20 protein-coding genes are annotated in these 20,060 nt (G+C 37.3%); 14 read left to right on the top strand and 6 right to left on the bottom strand.

The window, feature by feature from the left end; all coding sequences use genetic code 11:
* The first annotated feature begins 41 nt into the window (after window positions 1-41).
* The 5 genes from L3V46_RS02430 to L3V46_RS02450 all read left to right on the top strand — a co-directional run bounded on the left by L3V46_RS02430 (window position 42) and on the right by L3V46_RS02450 (window position 2,989).
* Window positions 42-416 carry a cytochrome b562 gene (locus L3V46_RS02430; RefSeq protein WP_004725812.1) on the top strand — a complete coding sequence of 125 codons (375 nt, stop codon included), beginning with the start codon at window positions 42-44 and terminating at the stop codon, window positions 414-416.
* A gap of 162 nt (window positions 417-578) precedes the next feature.
* Entirely contained in the window at window positions 579-1,418 is an 840-nt protein-coding gene (locus L3V46_RS02435; protein WP_239044834.1) for a methylated-DNA--[protein]-cysteine S-methyltransferase, read from the top strand.
* Entirely contained in the window at window positions 1,405-2,142 is a 738-nt protein-coding gene (locus tag L3V46_RS02440; RefSeq protein ID WP_239044835.1) for a 2OG-Fe(II) oxygenase, read from the top strand. The genes L3V46_RS02435 and L3V46_RS02440 overlap by 14 nt, the downstream gene beginning before the upstream one ends.
* 3 nt (window positions 2,143-2,145) lie before the next feature.
* Window positions 2,146-2,391 (top strand): Ada metal-binding domain-containing protein, encoded by a 246-nt coding sequence (locus L3V46_RS02445; RefSeq protein WP_239046745.1) that lies wholly within the window; start codon window positions 2,146-2,148, stop codon window positions 2,389-2,391.
* Complete coding sequence (locus L3V46_RS02450; protein ID WP_239044836.1) at window positions 2,378-2,989, top strand: alpha-ketoglutarate-dependent dioxygenase AlkB; 612 nt, start codon at window positions 2,378-2,380, stop codon at window positions 2,987-2,989. Before L3V46_RS02445 ends, L3V46_RS02450 begins: the two co-directional genes overlap by 14 nt.
* Before the next feature lie 291 nt (window positions 2,990-3,280).
* Here the strand turns inward: L3V46_RS02450 and L3V46_RS02455 are convergent, their stop codons facing one another.
* The 5 genes from L3V46_RS02455 to rsgA form a co-directional block, all read right to left on the bottom strand.
* Window positions 3,281-3,727, bottom strand: a complete 447-nt coding sequence (locus tag L3V46_RS02455; RefSeq protein WP_239044837.1) for a DUF4184 family protein — start codon at window positions 3,725-3,727, stop codon at window positions 3,281-3,283.
* Between the two features lie 139 nt (window positions 3,728-3,866).
* Window positions 3,867-4,325, bottom strand: coding sequence for a protein-export chaperone SecB (secB, locus tag L3V46_RS02460; RefSeq protein ID WP_004725824.1), 459 nt, complete (start codon window positions 4,323-4,325; stop codon window positions 3,867-3,869).
* Window positions 4,326-4,373: 48 nt separating this feature from the next.
* Window positions 4,374-4,631: a glutaredoxin 3 gene (gene grxC / locus L3V46_RS02465; RefSeq protein WP_004725827.1), complete on the bottom strand. Its 258-nt coding sequence runs from the start codon at window positions 4,629-4,631 to the stop codon at window positions 4,374-4,376.
* A gap of 16 nt (window positions 4,632-4,647) precedes the next feature.
* Complete coding sequence (locus tag L3V46_RS02470; RefSeq protein WP_004725828.1) at window positions 4,648-5,058, bottom strand: rhodanese-like domain-containing protein; 411 nt, start codon at window positions 5,056-5,058, stop codon at window positions 4,648-4,650.
* Window positions 5,059-5,149: 91 nt separating this feature from the next.
* Complete coding sequence (gene rsgA / locus L3V46_RS02475; RefSeq protein ID WP_004725830.1) at window positions 5,150-6,208, bottom strand: small ribosomal subunit biogenesis GTPase RsgA; 1,059 nt, start codon at window positions 6,206-6,208, stop codon at window positions 5,150-5,152.
* A gap of 122 nt (window positions 6,209-6,330) precedes the next feature.
* On the opposite strand from rsgA, the gene orn reads away from it, so the two are divergent.
* From orn to L3V46_RS02520, 9 genes are all read left to right on the top strand, one after another.
* Complete coding sequence (gene orn / locus L3V46_RS02480; RefSeq protein WP_004725833.1) at window positions 6,331-6,888, top strand: oligoribonuclease; 558 nt, start codon at window positions 6,331-6,333, stop codon at window positions 6,886-6,888.
* Window positions 6,889-7,099: 211 nt separating this feature from the next.
* Window positions 7,100-7,834: a Bax inhibitor-1/YccA family protein gene (locus L3V46_RS02485; protein ID WP_004816949.1), complete on the top strand. Its 735-nt coding sequence runs from the start codon at window positions 7,100-7,102 to the stop codon at window positions 7,832-7,834.
* A 160-nt stretch (window positions 7,835-7,994) separates the two neighbouring features.
* A complete protein-coding gene (locus L3V46_RS02490) occupies window positions 7,995-8,798 on the top strand; it encodes an enoyl-ACP reductase (protein WP_004725837.1) in 804 nt (267 codons plus the stop codon).
* A 173-nt stretch (window positions 8,799-8,971) separates the two neighbouring features.
* The gene (locus tag L3V46_RS02495) at window positions 8,972-11,599 is read left to right on the top strand and encodes a type VI secretion system Vgr family protein (protein ID WP_239044838.1); all 2,628 of its coding nucleotides are present in this window, start codon (window positions 8,972-8,974) and stop codon (window positions 11,597-11,599) included.
* Complete coding sequence (locus tag L3V46_RS02500; protein ID WP_239044839.1) at window positions 11,599-12,456, top strand: hypothetical protein; 858 nt, start codon at window positions 11,599-11,601, stop codon at window positions 12,454-12,456. Before L3V46_RS02495 ends, L3V46_RS02500 begins: the two co-directional genes overlap by 1 nt.
* The gene (locus tag L3V46_RS02505; RefSeq protein WP_239044840.1) at window positions 12,446-15,445 is read left to right on the top strand and encodes a T6SS effector BTH_I2691 family protein; all 3,000 of its coding nucleotides are present in this window, start codon (window positions 12,446-12,448) and stop codon (window positions 15,443-15,445) included. Before L3V46_RS02500 ends, L3V46_RS02505 begins: the two co-directional genes overlap by 11 nt.
* Window positions 15,446-15,462: 17 nt before the next feature.
* The gene (locus L3V46_RS02510; RefSeq protein ID WP_239044841.1) at window positions 15,463-16,461 is read left to right on the top strand and encodes a DUF6708 domain-containing protein; all 999 of its coding nucleotides are present in this window, start codon (window positions 15,463-15,465) and stop codon (window positions 16,459-16,461) included.
* Between the two features lie 94 nt (window positions 16,462-16,555).
* Complete coding sequence (locus L3V46_RS02515) at window positions 16,556-17,551, top strand: DUF6708 domain-containing protein (protein ID WP_239044842.1); 996 nt, start codon at window positions 16,556-16,558, stop codon at window positions 17,549-17,551.
* On the top strand, window positions 17,548-18,606 hold the full coding sequence (locus tag L3V46_RS02520; protein WP_239044843.1) for a DUF6708 domain-containing protein: 1,059 nt from the start codon (window positions 17,548-17,550) through the stop codon (window positions 18,604-18,606). Before L3V46_RS02515 ends, L3V46_RS02520 begins: the two co-directional genes overlap by 4 nt.
* A gap of 36 nt (window positions 18,607-18,642) precedes the next feature.
* On the opposite strand, the gene L3V46_RS02525 is transcribed toward L3V46_RS02520, so the two are convergent.
* Window positions 18,643-20,046 (bottom strand): efflux transporter outer membrane subunit, encoded by a 1,404-nt coding sequence (locus L3V46_RS02525; RefSeq protein ID WP_096735183.1) that lies wholly within the window; start codon window positions 20,044-20,046, stop codon window positions 18,643-18,645.
* Between the last annotated feature and the right edge of the window lie 14 nt (window positions 20,047-20,060).

The raw sequence follows: 20,060 nt of genomic DNA on the forward strand, positions 1-20,060 counted from the left end.
TTTTACACCCAACAATAGCCACAGTTTTAAGGAAGATCATAATGATCAAAAAAACTTTAGCCACCGTCATGATGATTTCTGCTTTAGGTTTCAGCTCAATGACTTTTGCTGCAACGCTACAACAAAATATGCAGGCATTAGGTAAAAACTATAAAGCATTTAATCAAACCAATAATGCTGCTGAAGCAAATAAAGCTTTAGATAATATGCGTGCTGCTGCAACAGACGCTAAAAAAGTCAAACTTAAAGGTCGTGGTGATGCCAGTGCTCCGACTTCGACTCAGTTATATGATCAATTGATTGCGCAAATTGATAAGACTCAAGCGCTAGTCAAAGGCGGTCATTTAGATCATGCCAAAATGGAAGGCAAGAAAATTGCTGAAATACGTGATCAAGGGCATAAGATCTATCAGTAATCGATTCATTTGAAAGCACAAAGCCGTTAGTTTTAATGACTAACGGTTTTTTATTGTGAGGAGATTTTTAAACGATATTGAATCACTAAACTCAGCATGATTCGGATTTGCTCATTGCATAACAACTGTTAAGTTAGATGGAGAAAAGTGAGGAGAAATGCGATGCAACAGCACCATCAGTTTGAACGTATTGCAAAAGCCATTGAATACATTAAACACAATTTTAAAGCACAACCGAATTTAGATGAGGTGGCTGCGCATATTCATTTAAGCCCTGCACATTTTCAACGTTTATTTACAGAATGGGCTGGAACCAGTCCGAAGAAGTTCTTGCAATATATTAGTATTGAACATGCAAAAAACTTGTTAAACCAAGAGCATTCGATATTTGATGCGACTTATGACACAGGACTATCGAGCACCAGTCGTTTGCATGATCTATTTATACAAATTGAAGGGATGACACCTGCTGAATACAAAAGTGGTGGGGAAAACTTAACCATCCACTACCAGTATGCTGAAACACGCTTTGGAATGATTTTAGTGGCTTCAACAGCCAAAGGGATTTGCTTTATGTCTTTTGTGGAGCATGCGCAAGATGCTTATAGCGCACTCGTTGAAAAATTTCCTAAAGCAAGATTTTATCAGCAAGCAGATGCCTTGCATGAACATGCTTTGGCCATTTTCTCATCTGAACAAAAACCATGGAGCCAAATTAAGCTGCATCTAAAAGGTACTGATTTTCAGCTTAAAGTTTGGGAAAGTTTGCTTAAAATCCCGATGGGACAATTGGCGACCTATGCAGACCTTGCAGAACAGATTGGAAATCCAAAAGCTTCCCGTGCAGTCGGTACTGCGATTGGCAATAATCCAGTGGCTTTTTTAATTCCATGTCATCGTGTGATTCAAGCGACAGGTGTTTTAGGTGAATATCATTGGGGTAAAACACGTAAAGCCGCAATGATTGGCTGGGAAGGTGTACAAGTACATGCCAGTGTTTAATTCACAACAAGCAACAGCGTTGCTCAATAAAATTGAGGGTTTAGATTGGGAGTCAATCCGTGCTCAGATGCATATGCAAGGCTACTCAATCCTTAAAGACTTTTTATCTGATGAATTGTGTGAATTGATCAAAAGTCATTACAACCATCAACAACTGTATCGAAAAACCGTCAATATGCAGCAACATCGTTTTGGATATGGCGAGTATAAATATTTTAATTATCCATTACCAAACTTGCTTCAACAGCTTCGAACTCAGTTTTATCCGTATCTGGTTCCTATCGCCAATGCTTGGTCTGATGCTTTAAAGTTGGATCGACAATATCCAGATTCACATCTTGAATTTTTACAACAATGCCAACAAGCGGGTCAAAATAAGGCCACTGTTTTGATTTTGCACTATCAGCAAGATGGGTTTAATACCTTACATCAAGATCTATATGGCGAGGTCTATTTTCCGATCCAAATGGTATTTGTTCTTAGTCAAGCCAATAGCGATTTTACCGGTGGTGAGTTGGTGTTGACTGAGCAAGTACCACGAGCACAGTCAAAAGCCATTGTTTTACAACCTGATCAAGGGGATGTGTTAATTTTCACCACGCAGTTTAGACCGAAGGAAAGCACTCATGGCTATTATCGAGTCAATATGAAGCATGCTGTCAGTCAGGTGCGTACAGGGGAGCGTTATACATTGGGGATTATTTTTCATGATGCTGTGAGTTAAATGATGATTAAGCATGATGACATTGAGCGTTTGGCGTTATATCGAAAAATCAGGAATGCTGAAATTTTATTTGCAGGCAACCAAAAGCTAAAAATTTATGGACGTTTAAACTGTGGTTCGGGCAAGCGTATGTTAAAAGCCAATCGGGTGTTCTTTAGTAGTGAAGCCGAAGCCTTGGCATTGCAATTTCGCCCGTGTGGACATTGTATGAAATCAACCTATGTGAAATGGAAAAATGCAACAACTTGAGTTTCTAACCGATCCCCATGAGAACTTGCTTCCACAAGATGGAACAGTGAATTATTTCGGAAAAATCATGGATGAAGCCATCGCCAATGATTATTTTGAGCAATTGCTAACGCATATTGAATGGCAAAATGACCAAGCGATTATTTTTGGCAAAAAGATTATCACCAAACGGAAAGTGGCTTGGTATGGAGATCGCGCTTTTGAATACACTTATTCAAATAGCTCCAAATATGCCTTGCCATGGACTGAAGAATTACTCGAACTGAAAAAACAGATTGAATTGATCACGGGGGAAACATTTAATTCTTGTTTGCTGAATCTTTACCATACCGGTGAAGAGGGTATGGCATGGCACAGTGATGGTGAAACAGATCTAAAAAAGAATGGTGCAATTGCATCTTTAAGCCTAGGCGCGGTTCGAAAATTTGCCTTTAAACATAAAAATAGCCAAGAAAAGATTGAGGTTTTTCTCGAAAATGGCAGTTTGCTGGTCATGAAAGACACCACACAAACATATTGGTTGCACCGCTTAGCCCCAACAAAGAAAGTGCATACGGCTCGGATTAATCTAACCTTTAGAACAATCGATGAATCATGATTTTTTCTCACGAATAAGCCAAACAATTGCGGCAAAAATAAAGCCAGGGTCTGTTGACAATTCGTCTATGTTTGCGACTACGTGTGTTTTTTAGACGATACTAGGCACGAAATACGAAATTTAGTCATTCTAAATGAGTAGTTCGTAACGAAGTAGCGGCAAAAAACACACTAGTCCCGAAGGGTTGTGGCTAAAATTATCTCAGCCTACGTTATGAAACTCGAAAATAGTCTCGCTATTCTCTTCGTTTCCTGCCTTGCCTGCTCAATTTTAGCCTACAACGCAAGCCATTTATGAAATGTCAACAGACCCTAAACTTCCATAAAAAATAAAATTGTAGGGAATCATGTTGAGTAAAACTTGAGAATAACTTAGTGGATAAAAGGGATACATATCTGCATGCATCAACGCATCTAAAAAAACATGACTAAAACTCCCGACCAAAGCACTGACTGTCGCCACTTGCCATGTGATCTGCCAGTTTGCTTGTTTGAATAAGTTGCGTAAGCAAAACTCACTCATTACTTTACCTATGGGGACTGCAAGCAAAGCAATCAACAAAGCACCAAGTAAATTATGGGTATATAAATGGAGTGTGGTCCAGTCTCGAATGATGCCAAATAGAGGTTCTATATCCATCAAAACCTGAACACCAGAGAAAATTAACAAGCTAAATTTTTTATTTGCAATGGCTTTACAGCTTGCGCCTAAGCCCAAATGTAAGGGAGTAAATGGCATTGTTATTGTTCATGCTTATTGTGATGTTTAAATTATAAAAAATTGCATCACCCACAGTTGTGAAGTTTGGGTGATTTTTATCTGATCAAATATAAAAAAGACCGCATAGTGCGGTCTTTTAAACTTAATTATTGAGAAATTAAGCTTGGCCTTCAGCAGCAGCGCCTTGGGCACGTTCCATATTTGCTTCAAACTCTGCATCAAAATTGATTGGCGTAAGAAGTAATTGAGGGAAGCTACCTTTCGTTACAAGATCATTAACTGCTTCACGCAAGAATGGGAACAAAATGTTCGGGCAGTAAGCACCTAAGATGTATGGAAGACGGTCTTCTTCAATACCATCAATCAAGAAAATACCTGATTGTGTTACATCGACGATAAATGCTGTATCGCCAGCATTGTTCGCTTGCACAACAACTTTTAAAGACACTTCAAAGTGGGTTGCATCCACTTTTTCAGCAGCAGAAGACAAGTTGATGTTTAATTCAGGTTGCCATTCTTTGGTAAAAACTTGAGCCCCAGGTACTTCAAAAGAAATGTCTTTTGTATAAATACGTTCTAAAGCAAGTTGTGGTTGAGCTTGTTGTTCTTCACTCATTCTTTATTCCTTAAATTTTAAGAAGTGATTCATTAATTAAGTTGTGGATTAACCAAGTAACTCATCGAGTTTGCCGGCTTTTTCTAAAGCATAAAGCTGGTCAAAACCACCGATAAATTCATTATTAATAAAAATTTGTGGCACTGTACGGTGTCGAGTTTTCTGGATCAGCTCAGTCTTAACTTCAGGTGCTTCTTCATCGAGATTGATTTCGGTAAAAGCAACACCTTTACGCTCAAGTAGAGATTTCGCACGTACACAGTATGGGCAAAAAGTTGTTGAATATACTTTTACTTCAGCAGTCATGTTGAGCTCCTTAAGCTTATTTTTTAGCTTTAACTAATGGCAAGCCTTGGGCTTTCCAGTTACTGATACCACCATCAAGACGATAGCTGTCTGCATGGCCGACTTGTTGTAAAGCACTTCCTGCAACTTGACCTAAGTTACAGATAAATACTAAAGGACGGTCAGCAGTTTTTAACTCTTCAATGTGACTGGCAATTTGACTGTATGGAATGTTGCGGCTGCCACTCACATGACCTTCACGGAAATCTTTAGCATCGCGTAAATCAATCAACATCGCATTTTTAGCCTTCACTAAAATACCAAGTGATTGTGGTGAAATCTTACGACCACTGCGTTGTCCTTCAAAAATAAAGAACAAGATCGCCAGTACCCCTAAAATACCAAATAAGAAGGGGTGATTCCCCATAAACTCAAACCAACGTTCCACAAGTCACCTAATTACAATCAAAAATTGCGTCGAGTATAGCGTATATATATGGTGATCAAAATCACCGCTTCAAGGTTCTCAAAGAAGAAATTTAATTTTTTTGTTGCGCATCAGTGATTTCTTCAATTAAACGTAAATAACTTTCATGTCGTCTGGCTAGAATTTCACCATTTTCTACCGCTTTTTTAATTGCGCACTGTTTCTCATGTGTGTGGGTGCAATTACGATATTGGCAATGTCCAATCAAGTTAGAGATTTCAGGAAAGCCTGCATCAATCTTTTCTAGGCTCAAATGCCAAAGCCCAAATTCACGGATGCCGGGCGAGTCAATCAAAGCACCATTTTCACCAAAACGAATCAAACGGGTAGAGGTGGTTGTATGTTGTCCGAGTGCCGAGTTTTCAGAAATAATATTGGTCTTCTGTTCTGCATCAGGAACGATGACATTAATCAGGGTACTTTTGCCGACACCTGATTGTCCAACGAAAGCAACAGTTTCGTTGTCCAGTCGTTGCTTTAATTCGCTAATATCACCTTCAGACTGAGTGATCAGTACTTCATAGCCCAAGTCTTGATATTCTTTAATGAGATCTAAAATAGGATCATTTTCTTTGAGTAAATCTGATTTGTTTAACACCAAAAGGACTGGAATATCCGCATCTGCACATGCCACTAAATAGCGATCAATCAGCGTGGGTGCTGGCTCAGGCAGAGTTGCAAAGACAATGACGATTAAACTGATATTGGCTGCGACAGGTTTAACTTTATGATAACGATCGGGACGTGTTAACAACGATGTCCTTGGATGAATGGCAGTGATGATGCCTAAGCCTGTATTTGGATCTGCTTGCCACTGAACTTTATCGCCTGTCACTAACAGCTCTAAATTGGTTCGTGTATGACAGCGCCAGACACTGCCTAATTCAATCGGTTTCCAAAAGGGTTCTGGATCACCTTCATTGACGATGGGTTTTTGCGGATGTTGAGTAGGAACAGAAAGGGCTTGTACTTCGAGTTGTCGTCCATAATGCTGAACAACAAGACCTTCAAGGTCATTGGACGTGTCGATTTCTTCTTGACGTGTTTTATGTTGTTTCTGAATGCGGCGTTGCTGCTGTTCAGTTAAACGACGTTTACGAATTAAAGCCATTCATATCCTAAAAACCTTAAAAATGAGAAGGCAAAAATACCATGACAGGCGAATGAATTACAGCGAAGATGCAAGAAATTTGCTACTATTCATTTTTTATTGGCCTAATAAGATTGCACTATATGAGCAGCACTCCGGATACCCGCTTAATTTGGATCGACCTAGAGATGACAGGTTTAGATACAGATAATGACAAGATCATTGAAATTGCGACAATTGTAACAGATGATCATTTGAACATTTTGGCGGAAGGCCCTGTGCTCGCAGTGCATCAATCAGATGTTATCCTCAATGCAATGGATGAGTGGAACACCAAACAACACGGTCAGTCAGGTCTGATTGAACGGGTACGTCGTAGTAAACTCACAGCGCAAGATGCAGAGCAGCAAACCTTAGAATTTTTGAAGAAATGGATTAATCCTAAAACTTCGCCAATGTGTGGTAATTCAATCTGCCAAGATCGCCGTTTTATGCACCGTTTAATGCCTGAGCTTGAACAATTCTTCCATTATCGTAATTTGGACGTGTCTTCAGTGAAAGAGTTAGCAAAACGCTGGAGACCTGAAATTATGAGCGGTTTAAAGAAAAATGCTTCACATTTGGCAATGGACGATATCCGCGATTCGATTGCTGAACTTAAATATTATCGTCAGTATTTCTTTATTGCCAATCAAGATTAATCATCTGAGTGGTTAAATCTCATTACATATCAGATTGAAACAAGAGGCTTTTTAGCCTCTTTTTTTACTATGCATTTTGGTTTTTTAAGCTATACTAAAGCTGATGTCCTCTGACAACTCGTTACAAAAAATAGCAAGCAGTTCAAATTGTTTGCATAAAAAACGTTTTAATATCCTTATATATATTTGAATTATTACAAAGAGATTGACTATGCAAAGTAATAACCCAATTTTAACGCGTGCGGAAACGTATGCAGATTATGAACAGCCAATGACCGTACAAGGCGCAATTCAAAAATCAGTTTTATTGACTGTTATTGCGGCCATACTCGGTGTTGGAATTTTTTTCTATAGCTTTACCACAATGAATGTTGGAATTGCCTATGCTGCTGCAATGGTCGGTGCAATTGGTGGTTTGATTCTGGGATTGGTTGCTACATTTAAGCCGAATACGGCACGTGTTTTAGCTATTCCTTATGCGTTCTTTGAAGGTGCATTTTTGGGTGGTGTTTCAGTGATCTTCCAACTGAAGTTTCCGGGCGTACCATTACAAGCACTTTTAGCTACATTTATCACAACTTTAGTGATGTTTGGTTTATATAAGTTCCAAATTATTCGTGCAACTGAAAAATTTAAATCTATTGTGATTTCAGCATCTATCGCAATTGCATTGGTTTTTGTAGTGCAGTTCATTATGCGTTTGGCTTTTGGTTCAAGTATTCCATTCTTATTTGAAAGCAGTATTTTAGGTATTGGTTTTGCTGCATTTGTTGCAGTGATCGCATCATTGAACCTGATTCTTGATTTCGATTTGATTGAATCTGCTGCTGCACAACGTGCACCGAAAGCTTATGAATGGTTATGTGGTATCGCTTTATTGGCAACATTGGTATGGATGTACTATTCATTCTTACGTTTATTGAGCTTGTTGCAAGGTGATGATTAATCATTCCCTTTATATAGATTGATAGATTTGAAAAGGCGCACTCGATTCGGTGCGCTTTTTTTATGTTTTTAGTAAACTTTTAAAAAAAGATGCATTATGCAATTTAGTTATGGGTCAAGACTTGGCATTATGCTTACAAAATTGATCAGGTGAGAATTTCATGGCACAAGGACTATTGGCAGGTAAACGCTTTTTAATCGCGGGAATTGCAAGTAAATTATCCATTGCATTTGGTATTGCTCAGGCATTACATCGTGAAGGTGCAGAACTCGCATTTACTTATCCAAACGATAAACTAAAAAAACGTGTAGATGATTTTGCAGAACAATTCGGTTCTACTTTAGTTTTCCCTTGTGATGTTGCTGTGGATGCTGAAATTGACCATGCATTTGCTGAATTAGCAAAGCATTGGGATGGTTTGGATGGTGTTGTACATTCAATCGGCTTTGCACCTGCGCATACACTTGATGGTGATTTCACGGACGTCACAGATCGGGAAGGTTTTAAAATTGCTCATGACATCAGCGCTTATAGTTTTGTTGCTATGGCACGTGCAGCAAAACCTTTATTGTTGGCTCGCCAAGGCTGTTTATTGACTTTAACTTACCAAGGTTCAGAGTCTGTTATGCCAAACTATAATGTTATGGGTATGGCGAAAGCATCTTTGGAAGCAGGGGTACGTTATTTAGCATCAAGCTTAGGTGCTGAGGGTATCCGTGTAAATGCAATTTCAGCAGGTCCAATCCGTACTTTAGCGGCATCTGGGATTAAATCTTTCCGTAAAATGTTAGATGCCAATGAAAAAATTGCACCGTTAAAACGTAATGTTACGATTGAAGACGTAGGTAATGCAGCCTTATTCCTATGCTCACCTTGGGCAAATGGGATCACTGGTGAAATTCTATATGTTGATGCTGGTTTTAATACGGTCGGTATGAGCCAGTCAATGATGGACAGTGAATAGCATTTAATCTATATAACAATTTGAATTAAAAGCATAAATCTCAACATTAAGCATTTAATGTTGAGATTTTTTTACAAATTTTAAAAAATTAACCGATCAATAAACTAGGATTCAATCGTTTTTTTTGATTAAATATTCATAAATATTAATATTATTTTAAGTTTGATAAGAAAATGAATTTTGCCAATATATTTTCGGCTCTGCAACACCTTGGATTGACTGCGCAAAAACGAGCTTTGCATATCCAATTTAGCAATACAGACTTAAACAACCAAGTCTTCTTACAACGTATTGATGGACAACATGGTTTAAACCAAGGTGTGTCTGTTGAACTGATTTGTCTTGCCACTTCGGCTGTGATTCCGCTTAAACAATTCATCGGTAGCCAAGTGGCCATCGATCAAGTCACAGATCATGGACAACTGTTTCGTAGCACAGGGGTGATTACTGAGGCCGCACAAGGGCAAAGTGATGGTGCGCTGACGCTATATAAACTCAAACTCGAAGATGCCACTTCATTGTGGCATAAACGCCGTAACAGCCGAGTGTTTATGAATAAGTCGGTTGTGCAAGTCATAGAAACGCTATTTAAAGAATGGCAAGACAAAAGCCCACTCTTTGCATCGAGTCTAAGTCTCGATAAAAGTGGTCTTAAAAAAGATTACGATATCCGACCATTCATTATGCAGAGTAACGAAAGCGACTATGCATTTTTAACCCGCTTGATGCGCAGTGAAGGGATCAACTGGTTGATTGATGAAGCACAATTGATTGTGCCTAGTTCTGCGACTCAAATTCAGCCGCAAAAACTGCGCTTGGTGGATGACAATAGCGAATACAAAGCGCTAGAACGAAGAACGATTCGCTTCCATCGTAGCAGTGCCACAGAACAACAAGACAGCATCACCAGCTTTATCGGGCAACGTAGTTTACAACCCACCGCTGTCCACGTACAACGCTGGCAAGCAGATGTTTTAGAGCAAGAAGAGGGTGCAGGTAGTGTTCAAAGCAAACACCAACACAGTCAAAACCAGAATAATGCCAGCCTCGGTTTAGAACAGGCTTGGCATATTAGTCCAGCTTGGATTCAAGACCTGAATGGTGAAGATCAAGCAACCGCGTCAAATAACAATCAGATTGAAAAGATTAACCAAAACCTCAGTCATTACTATGATGCTCAATCCAAACAATTTGTTGCCAACTCCACTGTACGTGATGCGCAAGTAGGTTACTGGTTTGAATTAAACGAACACCCAGAAATAGACCAACACAGTGGCTCAGACAAAGAGTTTCTGATCACGTCAAAGACATTCTATAACCAGAACAACTTACCCAAAGACCTGAGCGAACAAATCAATCGCTTGCTCCAACAGAGCAATTGGGTCAATTCAAATGTAGACTCAAATAACCCAGAGCGCCAAGCCAATCAATTGGTGCTACAACGCCGTAATATCACGACTGTTCCGGAATACCACCCACTACAACACCGTCCAAGTACCCATCCACAACGAGCCAAAGTGGTTGGGCCAAGTGGAGAGGAAATTCATGTCGATGAATGGGGACGTATTAAAGTTCGCTTCCTATTTACTCGCAATGAAGACCACAGTCATGATGGTGGTGCAGGGAGCAATGACAACGACACTGATTCCGCTTGGGTGGATGTACTGACCCCGTGGGCAGGTGAAGGCTATGGTGCGCGGTTCTTACCGAGGATTGGTGAGATTGTCGTGATAGATTTCTTTGATGGTAATATCGATCGACCATTTGTGGTGGGACGTATCCATGAAGCGCAACGTAGCCCAACGAAATTTGATGACAAAGGCCAATTGCCTGATACTAAAAAACTAGCAGGGATCAAAAGTCGAGAAGTTAAAGGCAGTGGCTATGGCCAGCTTAGATTTGACGATACCACAGACCAAATCAGCAGCCAGCTACAAAGCAGTCACGGCACGAGTCAACTTAACCTAGGTAATCTGAGTCATCCTAAAGAAACTGATAAGAGTGAAGGACGAGGCCAAGGCTTTGAACTAAGAACAGACCAATGGGGAGCGTTACGAGCTGGGCAAGGTCTATTGCTGAGTACCTATGCTCAAGATTCAGCCTCGGGCAATCATCTCGATGCAACAGCAGCGAAAAGTCAGTTAAAAAGCAGCCTAAATAACTCTAAAGCCTTAAGTGAAGTTGCCAAGAATCAGCAAACTGATCCTTTGGAGGTGTTGGAAAGAATAAAAGGGTTTATCAATACACTAGACCAACAAGATCCGAAAAAAGCAAATGCATTTAAGTCTGCGGTGATGATGTTGGCTTCCCCTAATTCGATTGCGCTTGCCAGTAACGAAGATATTCATCTTTCAGCAGATGGGCAAATCAGTCATACCGCAGGCGACAGTATCAACCTAAGTACACAAAAGGCTTTGATTGGGCATGCCAGTGCTAAGATCAGTCTTTTTGCGGCACAGGAAGGGGCAAGGTTATTTGCTGGAAAAGGCAAAGTTGAACTTCAAGCTCAAGATGGTGGTGCAGATGTGATTGCACGCAAAGGTATTCAAATCATTTCGACCGAAGACGCGGTTTATATCATCAGTCCGAAAGAGATTAAGTTGATTGGTGATGGTTCTGAATTAAAGATTAATGGTTCAGGGGTATTTTCAACAACAGGTGGTTTGTTTCAGGTGAAGTCAGGGCAACAGAAGTTTACCAGTGGTGCGAAGATTAATTCAGACATTCCTCAACTTCCTATTTGTGAAATGCGTGTTTCTGGTGCTGCGGCAAAAGGTGATGCTTCTGTGGAGCTTTCATAATGTTATTAGAGGCTATACATCCAAAAGAAGTGATTGAGTATGATTACGTCATTATTGACCCGAATCTAAATGCGCAATATTTTTATGATGTGGAAGCTCAACTTAAGTCTTTAGCACCTGATTATGCGAAGAATGTACAGCATGTTTTTCCGTATTTATTGCGCTTAAATTCAGTTGATGCTTCGCTTGTCGATGAAATAAAGCAACATGATCAAAATCAGATCAAAGCGGGGCTTTCACCTTTTTTTCTAATGACGTTTAAAAGTGTTCCAACTCGAGAACCTGATATTGTTGATCACTTAAAACAAAATTTAGTCTATGAAATAGGCGCTAAGAAGTATTTGTATCGGTTTTTTGATCCGAAAATTTGGATGTTACTCAATTATTTTGAGAGTCAGGATTTTTTATGGATCAATAAATATTTTAAAAATATTGAATTTAATTTCTTAAATGAAACATTGTGCTTTGACGCTGGATCTGAGGGGGATTTTATTCAACAGCCTGATCATGATTTATTGGACAAAATCAGTGTAAACAACAGAGTATTTGAAAAGTTAAAATTCAAGACTGACGACCTGCCAGCATACTTTTTAAAAGTTAGTCAGATTTTTAATTATGCAGACTTAATAAAAAATAAAGGGATTTTGACCAAGGATGATGCTGTAGCATCCATTTTTCATGCAGATTTAATCGGTGAAAGCTTTCTTGAAACCCACTTTTTTCAACGTTTAACAGAAAGTCCCAAAGGCTATGAACAGGCAAGCAAACAGCTTTCAACGTCTGAGTGGGATGATTTTTTTAAAAAACAAAATATTGATGATGAAAATTTAAAAAATAAGGTGATGTATGGATTCTAAGAGTTGTGATTTTTGTAAAAGAGATATTGGCTTAAAGATTTTTGTGAATCGCTATATATTTTCATCAACAGGTACAAATATTCCACTTGATATGGCTGAAAATCAAAGTGAATTGTATGAAATAGAGGATATAAAATCAGATATCAAAGAATATTTATCGGGTTTAGAAGAAACCAAGTTTGATTTTATTAACTCCTATAAGCCACCTAGTCCGCAAGCTTCAACAGCCACGTCAGCTTTAGAAACATCTAGTCATGATTCAGAAAATAATCTTGAAGCACCAGTTGGGTCTCTGAATACGATTAGGGTAACAGCCACAAAGGGTAGTTATAGTTATCCTAAACACAAAACTGAAACATCAATGGAACAGTATGGTTTTAAAGGGAGTACTTTAAGAAAAGGTTTTTTATATGTTTTCCTAAAACACTTAAACCAATGGCAAGAATATAAAATTTCTGAAAAGGGATTTTTAAAGCGTATTAATGAATCAAATTATGATCAAGATTACTCATCTAGACCCTTAGTTTTAATGGAGCAGGGTGATGAGCCTTGCATGAATATTAAGCATAGAGCAAATGCTTTAACGATCGTTGTACCCAAACCCAATGAAGCCTCTTTTGTATATTTAAAATATTCTGAAAACGCATGGAGCAAAGCAACGAAGCTGAGAAACAAGTCACCTGAATTTTACGAAAAATATATGGATAAATTTGACGTAAAAAAATTTATTGCAGGACAATACGAAAAAGGCACATTCCCAATGAAGGCGGGAATTGAGAATTTTTGTGCAGATTATATAACAATATGGAAGTCGGGTGAAAAAGGTGAAGGGATTTTAGAAAACAGTCTATTAAAAAATAATATATCAAAAGATTTATTTTCATATTCAGAGTATTTTTCCTATCTGTCAGGGAAGACACCTAAAGATATACTTGAATACATAATGAATGAAAATCGAGAGATTAATCAAGTAAAACTAAATAACATGGAATATGCGCTATTCGCAGATTCAAATATGAATGATTCATTTCTTAAAGAGCATAGCAAAGAGGAGCTCACCGAGGCTTTATCAAATGATGCAAAAGCAAGAATACTTTTTGGAGCTGTATTTGCGATTGATGACCCTGTTGGCGTAGTGATGGATATTTCAGCTCAAGTCGCAAATCAAATGATGAGTGACGAAGATTATACTGATGATGAAAAAACTGTTAACACATTAGAAGTGTTAAAAAATAACTTTGGGATTAATGATTATCCTTACTTTACCAATGAAGAATTAAAACGAAAAGAAGAAGCTAAAGAGCTTAATCGTATGATTAATGGTCCTGGAGCAATTTATGGTGAGGTCCTTGAGGAGAGGTGGAATGAGAAAAAATCAACAGAAGAACTCAATGCCGAGGAGCGAGCGCACAAAGCAGCAGAACAAATAGGAAAAAATAAAGAATGGAATACAAAATATATTCAATATATTGATTCAAATAGATTTAGTGCGGGTTTAGCCACGCTTAAGCAGAAAAAGCAACAGCAGACAGCCTATGCGGATGAATTGGATGGAATAGGTCAAGAGTTTCTTAAAGAAAGCATAATTGCGGATCATTTTTTCTTTAACCAAGAAAAAGATAATTTAGTTGATGGTGTTTCTCTTGGCATGTGTGTCAATCTAGTTTTAGAAAGTAGCAAATTATGTCCAAAAATGAATAAATACATGGGGCAATACTTATACAACACGCGAGATCCTAACAATTACTTTTTAAATTTTCTTGCTTTAAATTCAAATGGACTTCGTCAAAAGTTAAATGAACAAATTAATAAATGGTCGCTGACTAATTTAAATGGAGCTTTTGCTACACAGCCTTTTGGGGATTTCATTAATTCCTTTCATGGCTTTTTAAGTACAGCTCGAACGGAAGAATTAAAATTTACATTGTTGACGAATATCAGCAAAGCCTTTTTAAATATCACAGGGCTATCTGCCCCGAATGCTTTAGCTGCTCATCCATTCCAGCCTTTAATGATTTCAATGTTTAGTTTGTCTGAAATCAAGTCTGAGCGAATTACTTTTACGAACAAAAGCGATTTCAACACGAAAATGCGAAATTATTATAGATCACATCAAAATATTGTGGGTAAAGATAATGGTCTAGGCAATGTCATAAAAAATAGTGATTGGAACTATCTATATGACAAATACAAACATCTAAAATATATAGATGTGCCACGTTTAGAAGTAAATCCTGAGTTTGAGAGAAATTTACCAAAAAACTTTAGAGAAGCTGTAAAAAAGCATGCTGAGTTATTAAAAAAACAAAGTACGATGAATGTCAGTGTTATTGCTGAAGATGTTATAGAGCCAAGCCCGAGCTCAGATTATTATAAATTCTTTATGATTAAAGTCGCAATTGTTGGTTTACAAGGCTGGGCAATTTGTACTGTTTTTAGTCAAAGTTTTGACAATAAATATGAAAAAGTTGGTCGCAGAAGTGCTGCTGTGATTGGTCTAACCATGTCGACTGTAGAAGCAGTGGGCGCACTGTTGAATTCAAGTGATAAAATCACGTCAAAATCTCGGCTGTTAAAGTCAATGAATAGTTTTATTCTTGAATTAACGACATCAAATAAAAACAGTGTAAAAGGGTTGGTATGGCGAGGTTTTGGATTATTTGCAGGATTAATTTTTGGTGGATTTGACGTATATAATGGATATATGGCTGCCAGTAATGGTGAGAAATCATTTGGAATTGTGTTGGGTTTAAGCGGAGTTTTCGTTATCGGTGGTTCTATAGCCATTTTCTTACTAAATCCATTAGGATGGATAGCAATTGCTGTAGGGATTATTCTTTCTTTAATTGCCTATTTTGTAAAAGAGAACAATATTCAAATATGGATTCAACGATGCCTACTATCGACCAATACTGAAAAGAAAAGATTTAGCGATATCTTCGAGCAAACAGATCAGTTAAAGACGATTGTACCCCCTGCAAACAAATAATTTATAATGGCTCTCTTATGAAAAGTAAAATTAAAAAACATGTGTTTGGTTATGATGTATTTAAAAAAAACATACCTTTTTCCAAATTAGATGAAGGTGATGTACTTTTAAATCCTCATGATGAGTTTAAACGTAATCATAACTGGTCTTTTCTAAGAATGAATGATGATTATATAGAACTTATAGATCAGTCATATGCAAGACTTGGAAAAGGCTTAAGCCCATTTATATTTGTAATTCCACTTATGTTAATTGCATTATATTTTTTATACTTATATTTTACTCTTGGTGGTGATAGTAATGATTCAATATTTATAACTTTCTTGATTGTAACTTCTGTTGTTTTTATAATATGGTTTTGCTTTTTTGTTTTTTTTCGTCCTTTTTATAAATATGATTATAAGAAACCATTATGTAAACCGATCTTGTTTAACCGAAAAACAGGTAAAGTATTTTTTTATTTAACTGATGCTGAGTATATCGAGCGAGATTGGAAGGATGTTGTTTATGTGATGGGGAATAGCTTTGGTCTTTCAGGTGCACCTTTAAGAGAGCTTAGAGCGCATATCGTTGAAGAAGGTATTTTAAAACATACTTTTGTTATTGGCTTCCCAATGATGGGTATATTCCGTACCCAAGGTTTATGGTCATTTATATGCCATTTTATGCATAAAGGACCAGCAGAATTGTATCCAAAGCCTAACCCAATGTATGGAACAATAGACCCGTTTACGCAGTTAACGTTTTGTCAACAGGTCATTGGAGCAAAAGAAAGTTATCGAGATACATGGAAGTCATTTCGAATCATTTATCATGATAACTGGGTTCCTGCTTTATTTTCCTTCCCTTTTGATCTTGGTAATTTTATTGCAAGACGAATATTGCTCAATATAAAGCCTCTACCTGTATGGCATAAAGAGGTTATCCTTAAAAATAAAATGGAACAACAACGTCCAGAGGAAATTAGTTTTAAAGACAACTTTGAATTTAGTATGTTTGAGATGAAAGATAAATGATAAAGCGCGCAAGCGCTTTGATTTTTTGGAATTAAAAAGAAAATTATTTTTTTGAGAGTTTGATATTTGGAAGCATCAGTAAAATGGTTGCATGATGAAAAGTAAAATTAAAAAACATGTGTTTGGTTATGATGTGTTTAAAGAAAACATACCTTTTTCAAAATTAGATAAAGGTGATGTACTTTTAAATCCTCATGATGAATTTAAACGCAATCATAACTGGTCTTTTCTAAGAATGAATGATGATTATATTGAACTGATCGATCAATCTTATGCAAGATTGGGTAAATCACTTAGTATGTTTGTTTTTATATCACCTTTAGTTCTTTTTTTAATTGGTTGTTTAATGTATATGTTGATCAAACCATTTTATAGTGAAGGGATTTATAAATATATATTTGTTATATCTGTTTATTTATTCTTATTGTTTTTTACATTATATGGTTTTTTGAGACCATACTTTAAGCATGATCATAAAAAATCTATTTGTAAACCGATTTTATTTAACCGAAAAACAGGCAAAGTATTTTTTTATTTAACTGATGCTGAGTATATAGAACGAGATTGGAAAGATGTTGTTTATGTGATGGGTACAAGCTTTGGGCTTTCTGGATTTACCTTAAGAGAACTGAGAGCGCATATTGTTGAACATGGTCTGTTAAAACATAGTTTTGTCATTGGCTTTCCTATGATTGGTTGGGGTAATACCCAAGGCTTATGGTCATTTATTTGTCATTTTATGCATAAAGGACCAGACGAATTGTATCCCAAGCCTAATCCGATGTATGGAACGATAGACCCTTTTACTCAATTGACATTTTGTCAGCAGGTCATTGGTGCAAAAGAAAGTTATCGAGATACATGGAAGTCATTTCGAATCATTTATCATGATAACTGGGTTCCTGCTTTATTTTCCTATCCTTTTGACGTGTGTAATTTTATTGCAAGACGAATATTGCTTAATATAAAGCCTCTACCTATATGGCATAAAGAGGTCATCCTTAAAAATAAAATGGAAAAAGAACGACCAGAGGAAATTAGCTTTAAAGACAACTTTGAATTTAGTATGTTTGAGATGAAAGATAAATGATAAAGCGCGTAAGCGCTTCTATCTTTAATTATATTAATAGGTTAACTATGCTAAATGGCACTTTACAATACCCAGTTTATAAGAATGATAGACATCTAACCCCAAAAGAAAAGGACAACATTCTTTCCAAAAGAGCCACTTATAAATCAAATATTTCTCATAGCTATAATTTTATAAAAATGAATTCTACCTATATGGAATGTGTGAATAATAGCTTTTTCTTAAAGGGGAATTCTTATTTTAATTTGCTCGGTGTTTTTTTTGTAGCAGTTCCGGTTATTTTAATTGTTTGGCTTATATTTTTTTATATTACAGTAATTCGTGATGATGAAAGTTTATTAGCTTTTATAGTAGTTTTTTCTCCAATGCATATTTTATTTTTTTGTATTCTTTATGTTTTTTATAAAGGCTTTCAGAATTTTAAAAAGTATGAAAAATTAGGCTATAACTATTATCCAATCCGATTCAACAGAATAAATCAAAAAGTCTATGTTTATGATGTAAGTGGCCAAATATTCATAGGTGATTGGAATAAAATTGACTTTATTTTAAATAGTCGACTTGGTGGATATGAGGGTACTTTTTGGGAAGTCAAAGGGTTTATCAAGGATAACAAAGATTTGATAGTTTATACCTTTGCCTTTGCACTCAGTAAGAATAAAAAACAAGAGACACTGGAGATATGGGAATTTATCAAAGAATATATGAATAATGGACCTGAGAAACTTTATTTTAATAAAAAGGTAGCAGGTGTAATTCATCGCCTACCCGCTGAAAAGTTAAGTTATTGTCTAAATATCGAAGCACACCCTGAGTCTTTAGAAACTAGTAAGGAAATCGTTGCTTTAGATTATCAAAGTGAAATTCGATCATTCTACTCACGAGCAATGATCAAAATTTTAGGGAATACTCGGAACAAATTTATTCGTGCGGATAAACAACCTAAATGGCCTCAGAATGTGGAAAATGAATGTCAGGTTGATACTAAAGATCCCTATATTGTTGATGCTTCGACAACATACCAACTTGATACATTTGGAAAAATAATCAAATAAAAAAGCCCCTCAGGGCTTTCTTATCTCAACACATTCTTAAGGTAATTGCTTAATCGGACTGCCACCCAAAGCTTGCATCAAAGTGACATAAGCATTGTATTGGCTTTGCTTGGCTTGGACTAAAGACAAACGAGCACTACGTGTGGTTTCTTGGGCATCCAAAACATTTTTTAAAGCAATTGCACCATTACGATAACGTACATTGGTCAAACGTTCTGTTTTTTCCGCAAGTTCCAAGTTCTTTTGTTGAAAGGCGACTTGTTTATCTAGCTCAGTACGATTCGACAATGCATTTTCAGTATCTGCAAAAGCTTGGTACAAGGTATTGCGATATTGAACAATGGCTTTTTCATAGTCAAGTTCACTGATTTTTAAATTCTTTTGCATATCATTATATTGCAAAAACGGCAGGCTTAAGCTTGCGCCTAAAGTCAGGGCAGGATTTTTCAATAAATTTGTCAATGATGTGCTGGTTGAACCTAAATTCCCCGTCAAACTGATTGAAGGATAATAGCTGGCTTTGGTGGCATCTTTGGTCGCCAAAGATTCACGTAAACGCAATTCGGCTGCTTTTAAATCAGGACGGCGCGACAAGATATCTGCCGGTAAACCCGCTGAGATATTGGGTAGACTGATCTGCGGTAATTGCTGTGGTTCTTGAATATTTAACTGTTGCACAGGTATTTGTAATAACACGGCCAAAGCGGTACGTGTTTCAACACGTTGCTGTTCAATCTGACTTAAACTGGCTTTTTGGCTTTGTACCGATTGCTCAGCTTGGGTCAAATCTAGTCCTGAAACAGCGCCAGCGCGATATTGAGTACGCACCAATTCAAAGGTTTTTTGAGTAGCAGCTAGGCTTTGTTGGGCAGAGCTGTAACGTTCATTTAAATAACCCAATTGCCAATATAAATTTGCGGTTGTGGCAATTAAGGTCTGCCCAGTCGCTTGTAAGTCTTGTTCAGTGGCTAAAGATTCCCACTTCGATGCTTCCGTTTGACGTGCTAATTTTCCAAACAAATCCACTTCATAACTGACACCCGCACTGAGAGATAGACCTTTGGCAGCATCATCACCTGAATGAAGGTCAAAGCTATGGCCTGTAGATACTCCAGAATTAACACGAGGCCCTTGTTGGTCTCGCGCTAAGCCAGCTCTTAAACGGGCTGTTTGTAAGTTAATCCCTGCAACAGCTAAATCAGCATTGCGTTGAATCACTTGATTGACCAGTTGATTTAACTGAGCATCACCAAATAAGGTCCACCACTGATCTGCATATAAATCTGCCTGAACGTGTTTAGATTTTGCATTGTCATAAACAAAACCATTTGGAATTTGCACAGCAGGGGCCTCGTATGGGGTTTTAACCACAGCCGCACAACCGACCAATGAACTCCCAAGAATCAAGGCGCTTGCAAGTTTGCTTAAATTCATTTGCATTAATAATTTCCTTA

It is taken from the genome of Acinetobacter sp. AG3 (genome assembly GCF_022343575.1).
GTDB lineage: Bacteria > Pseudomonadota > Gammaproteobacteria > Pseudomonadales > Moraxellaceae > Acinetobacter > Acinetobacter guillouiae.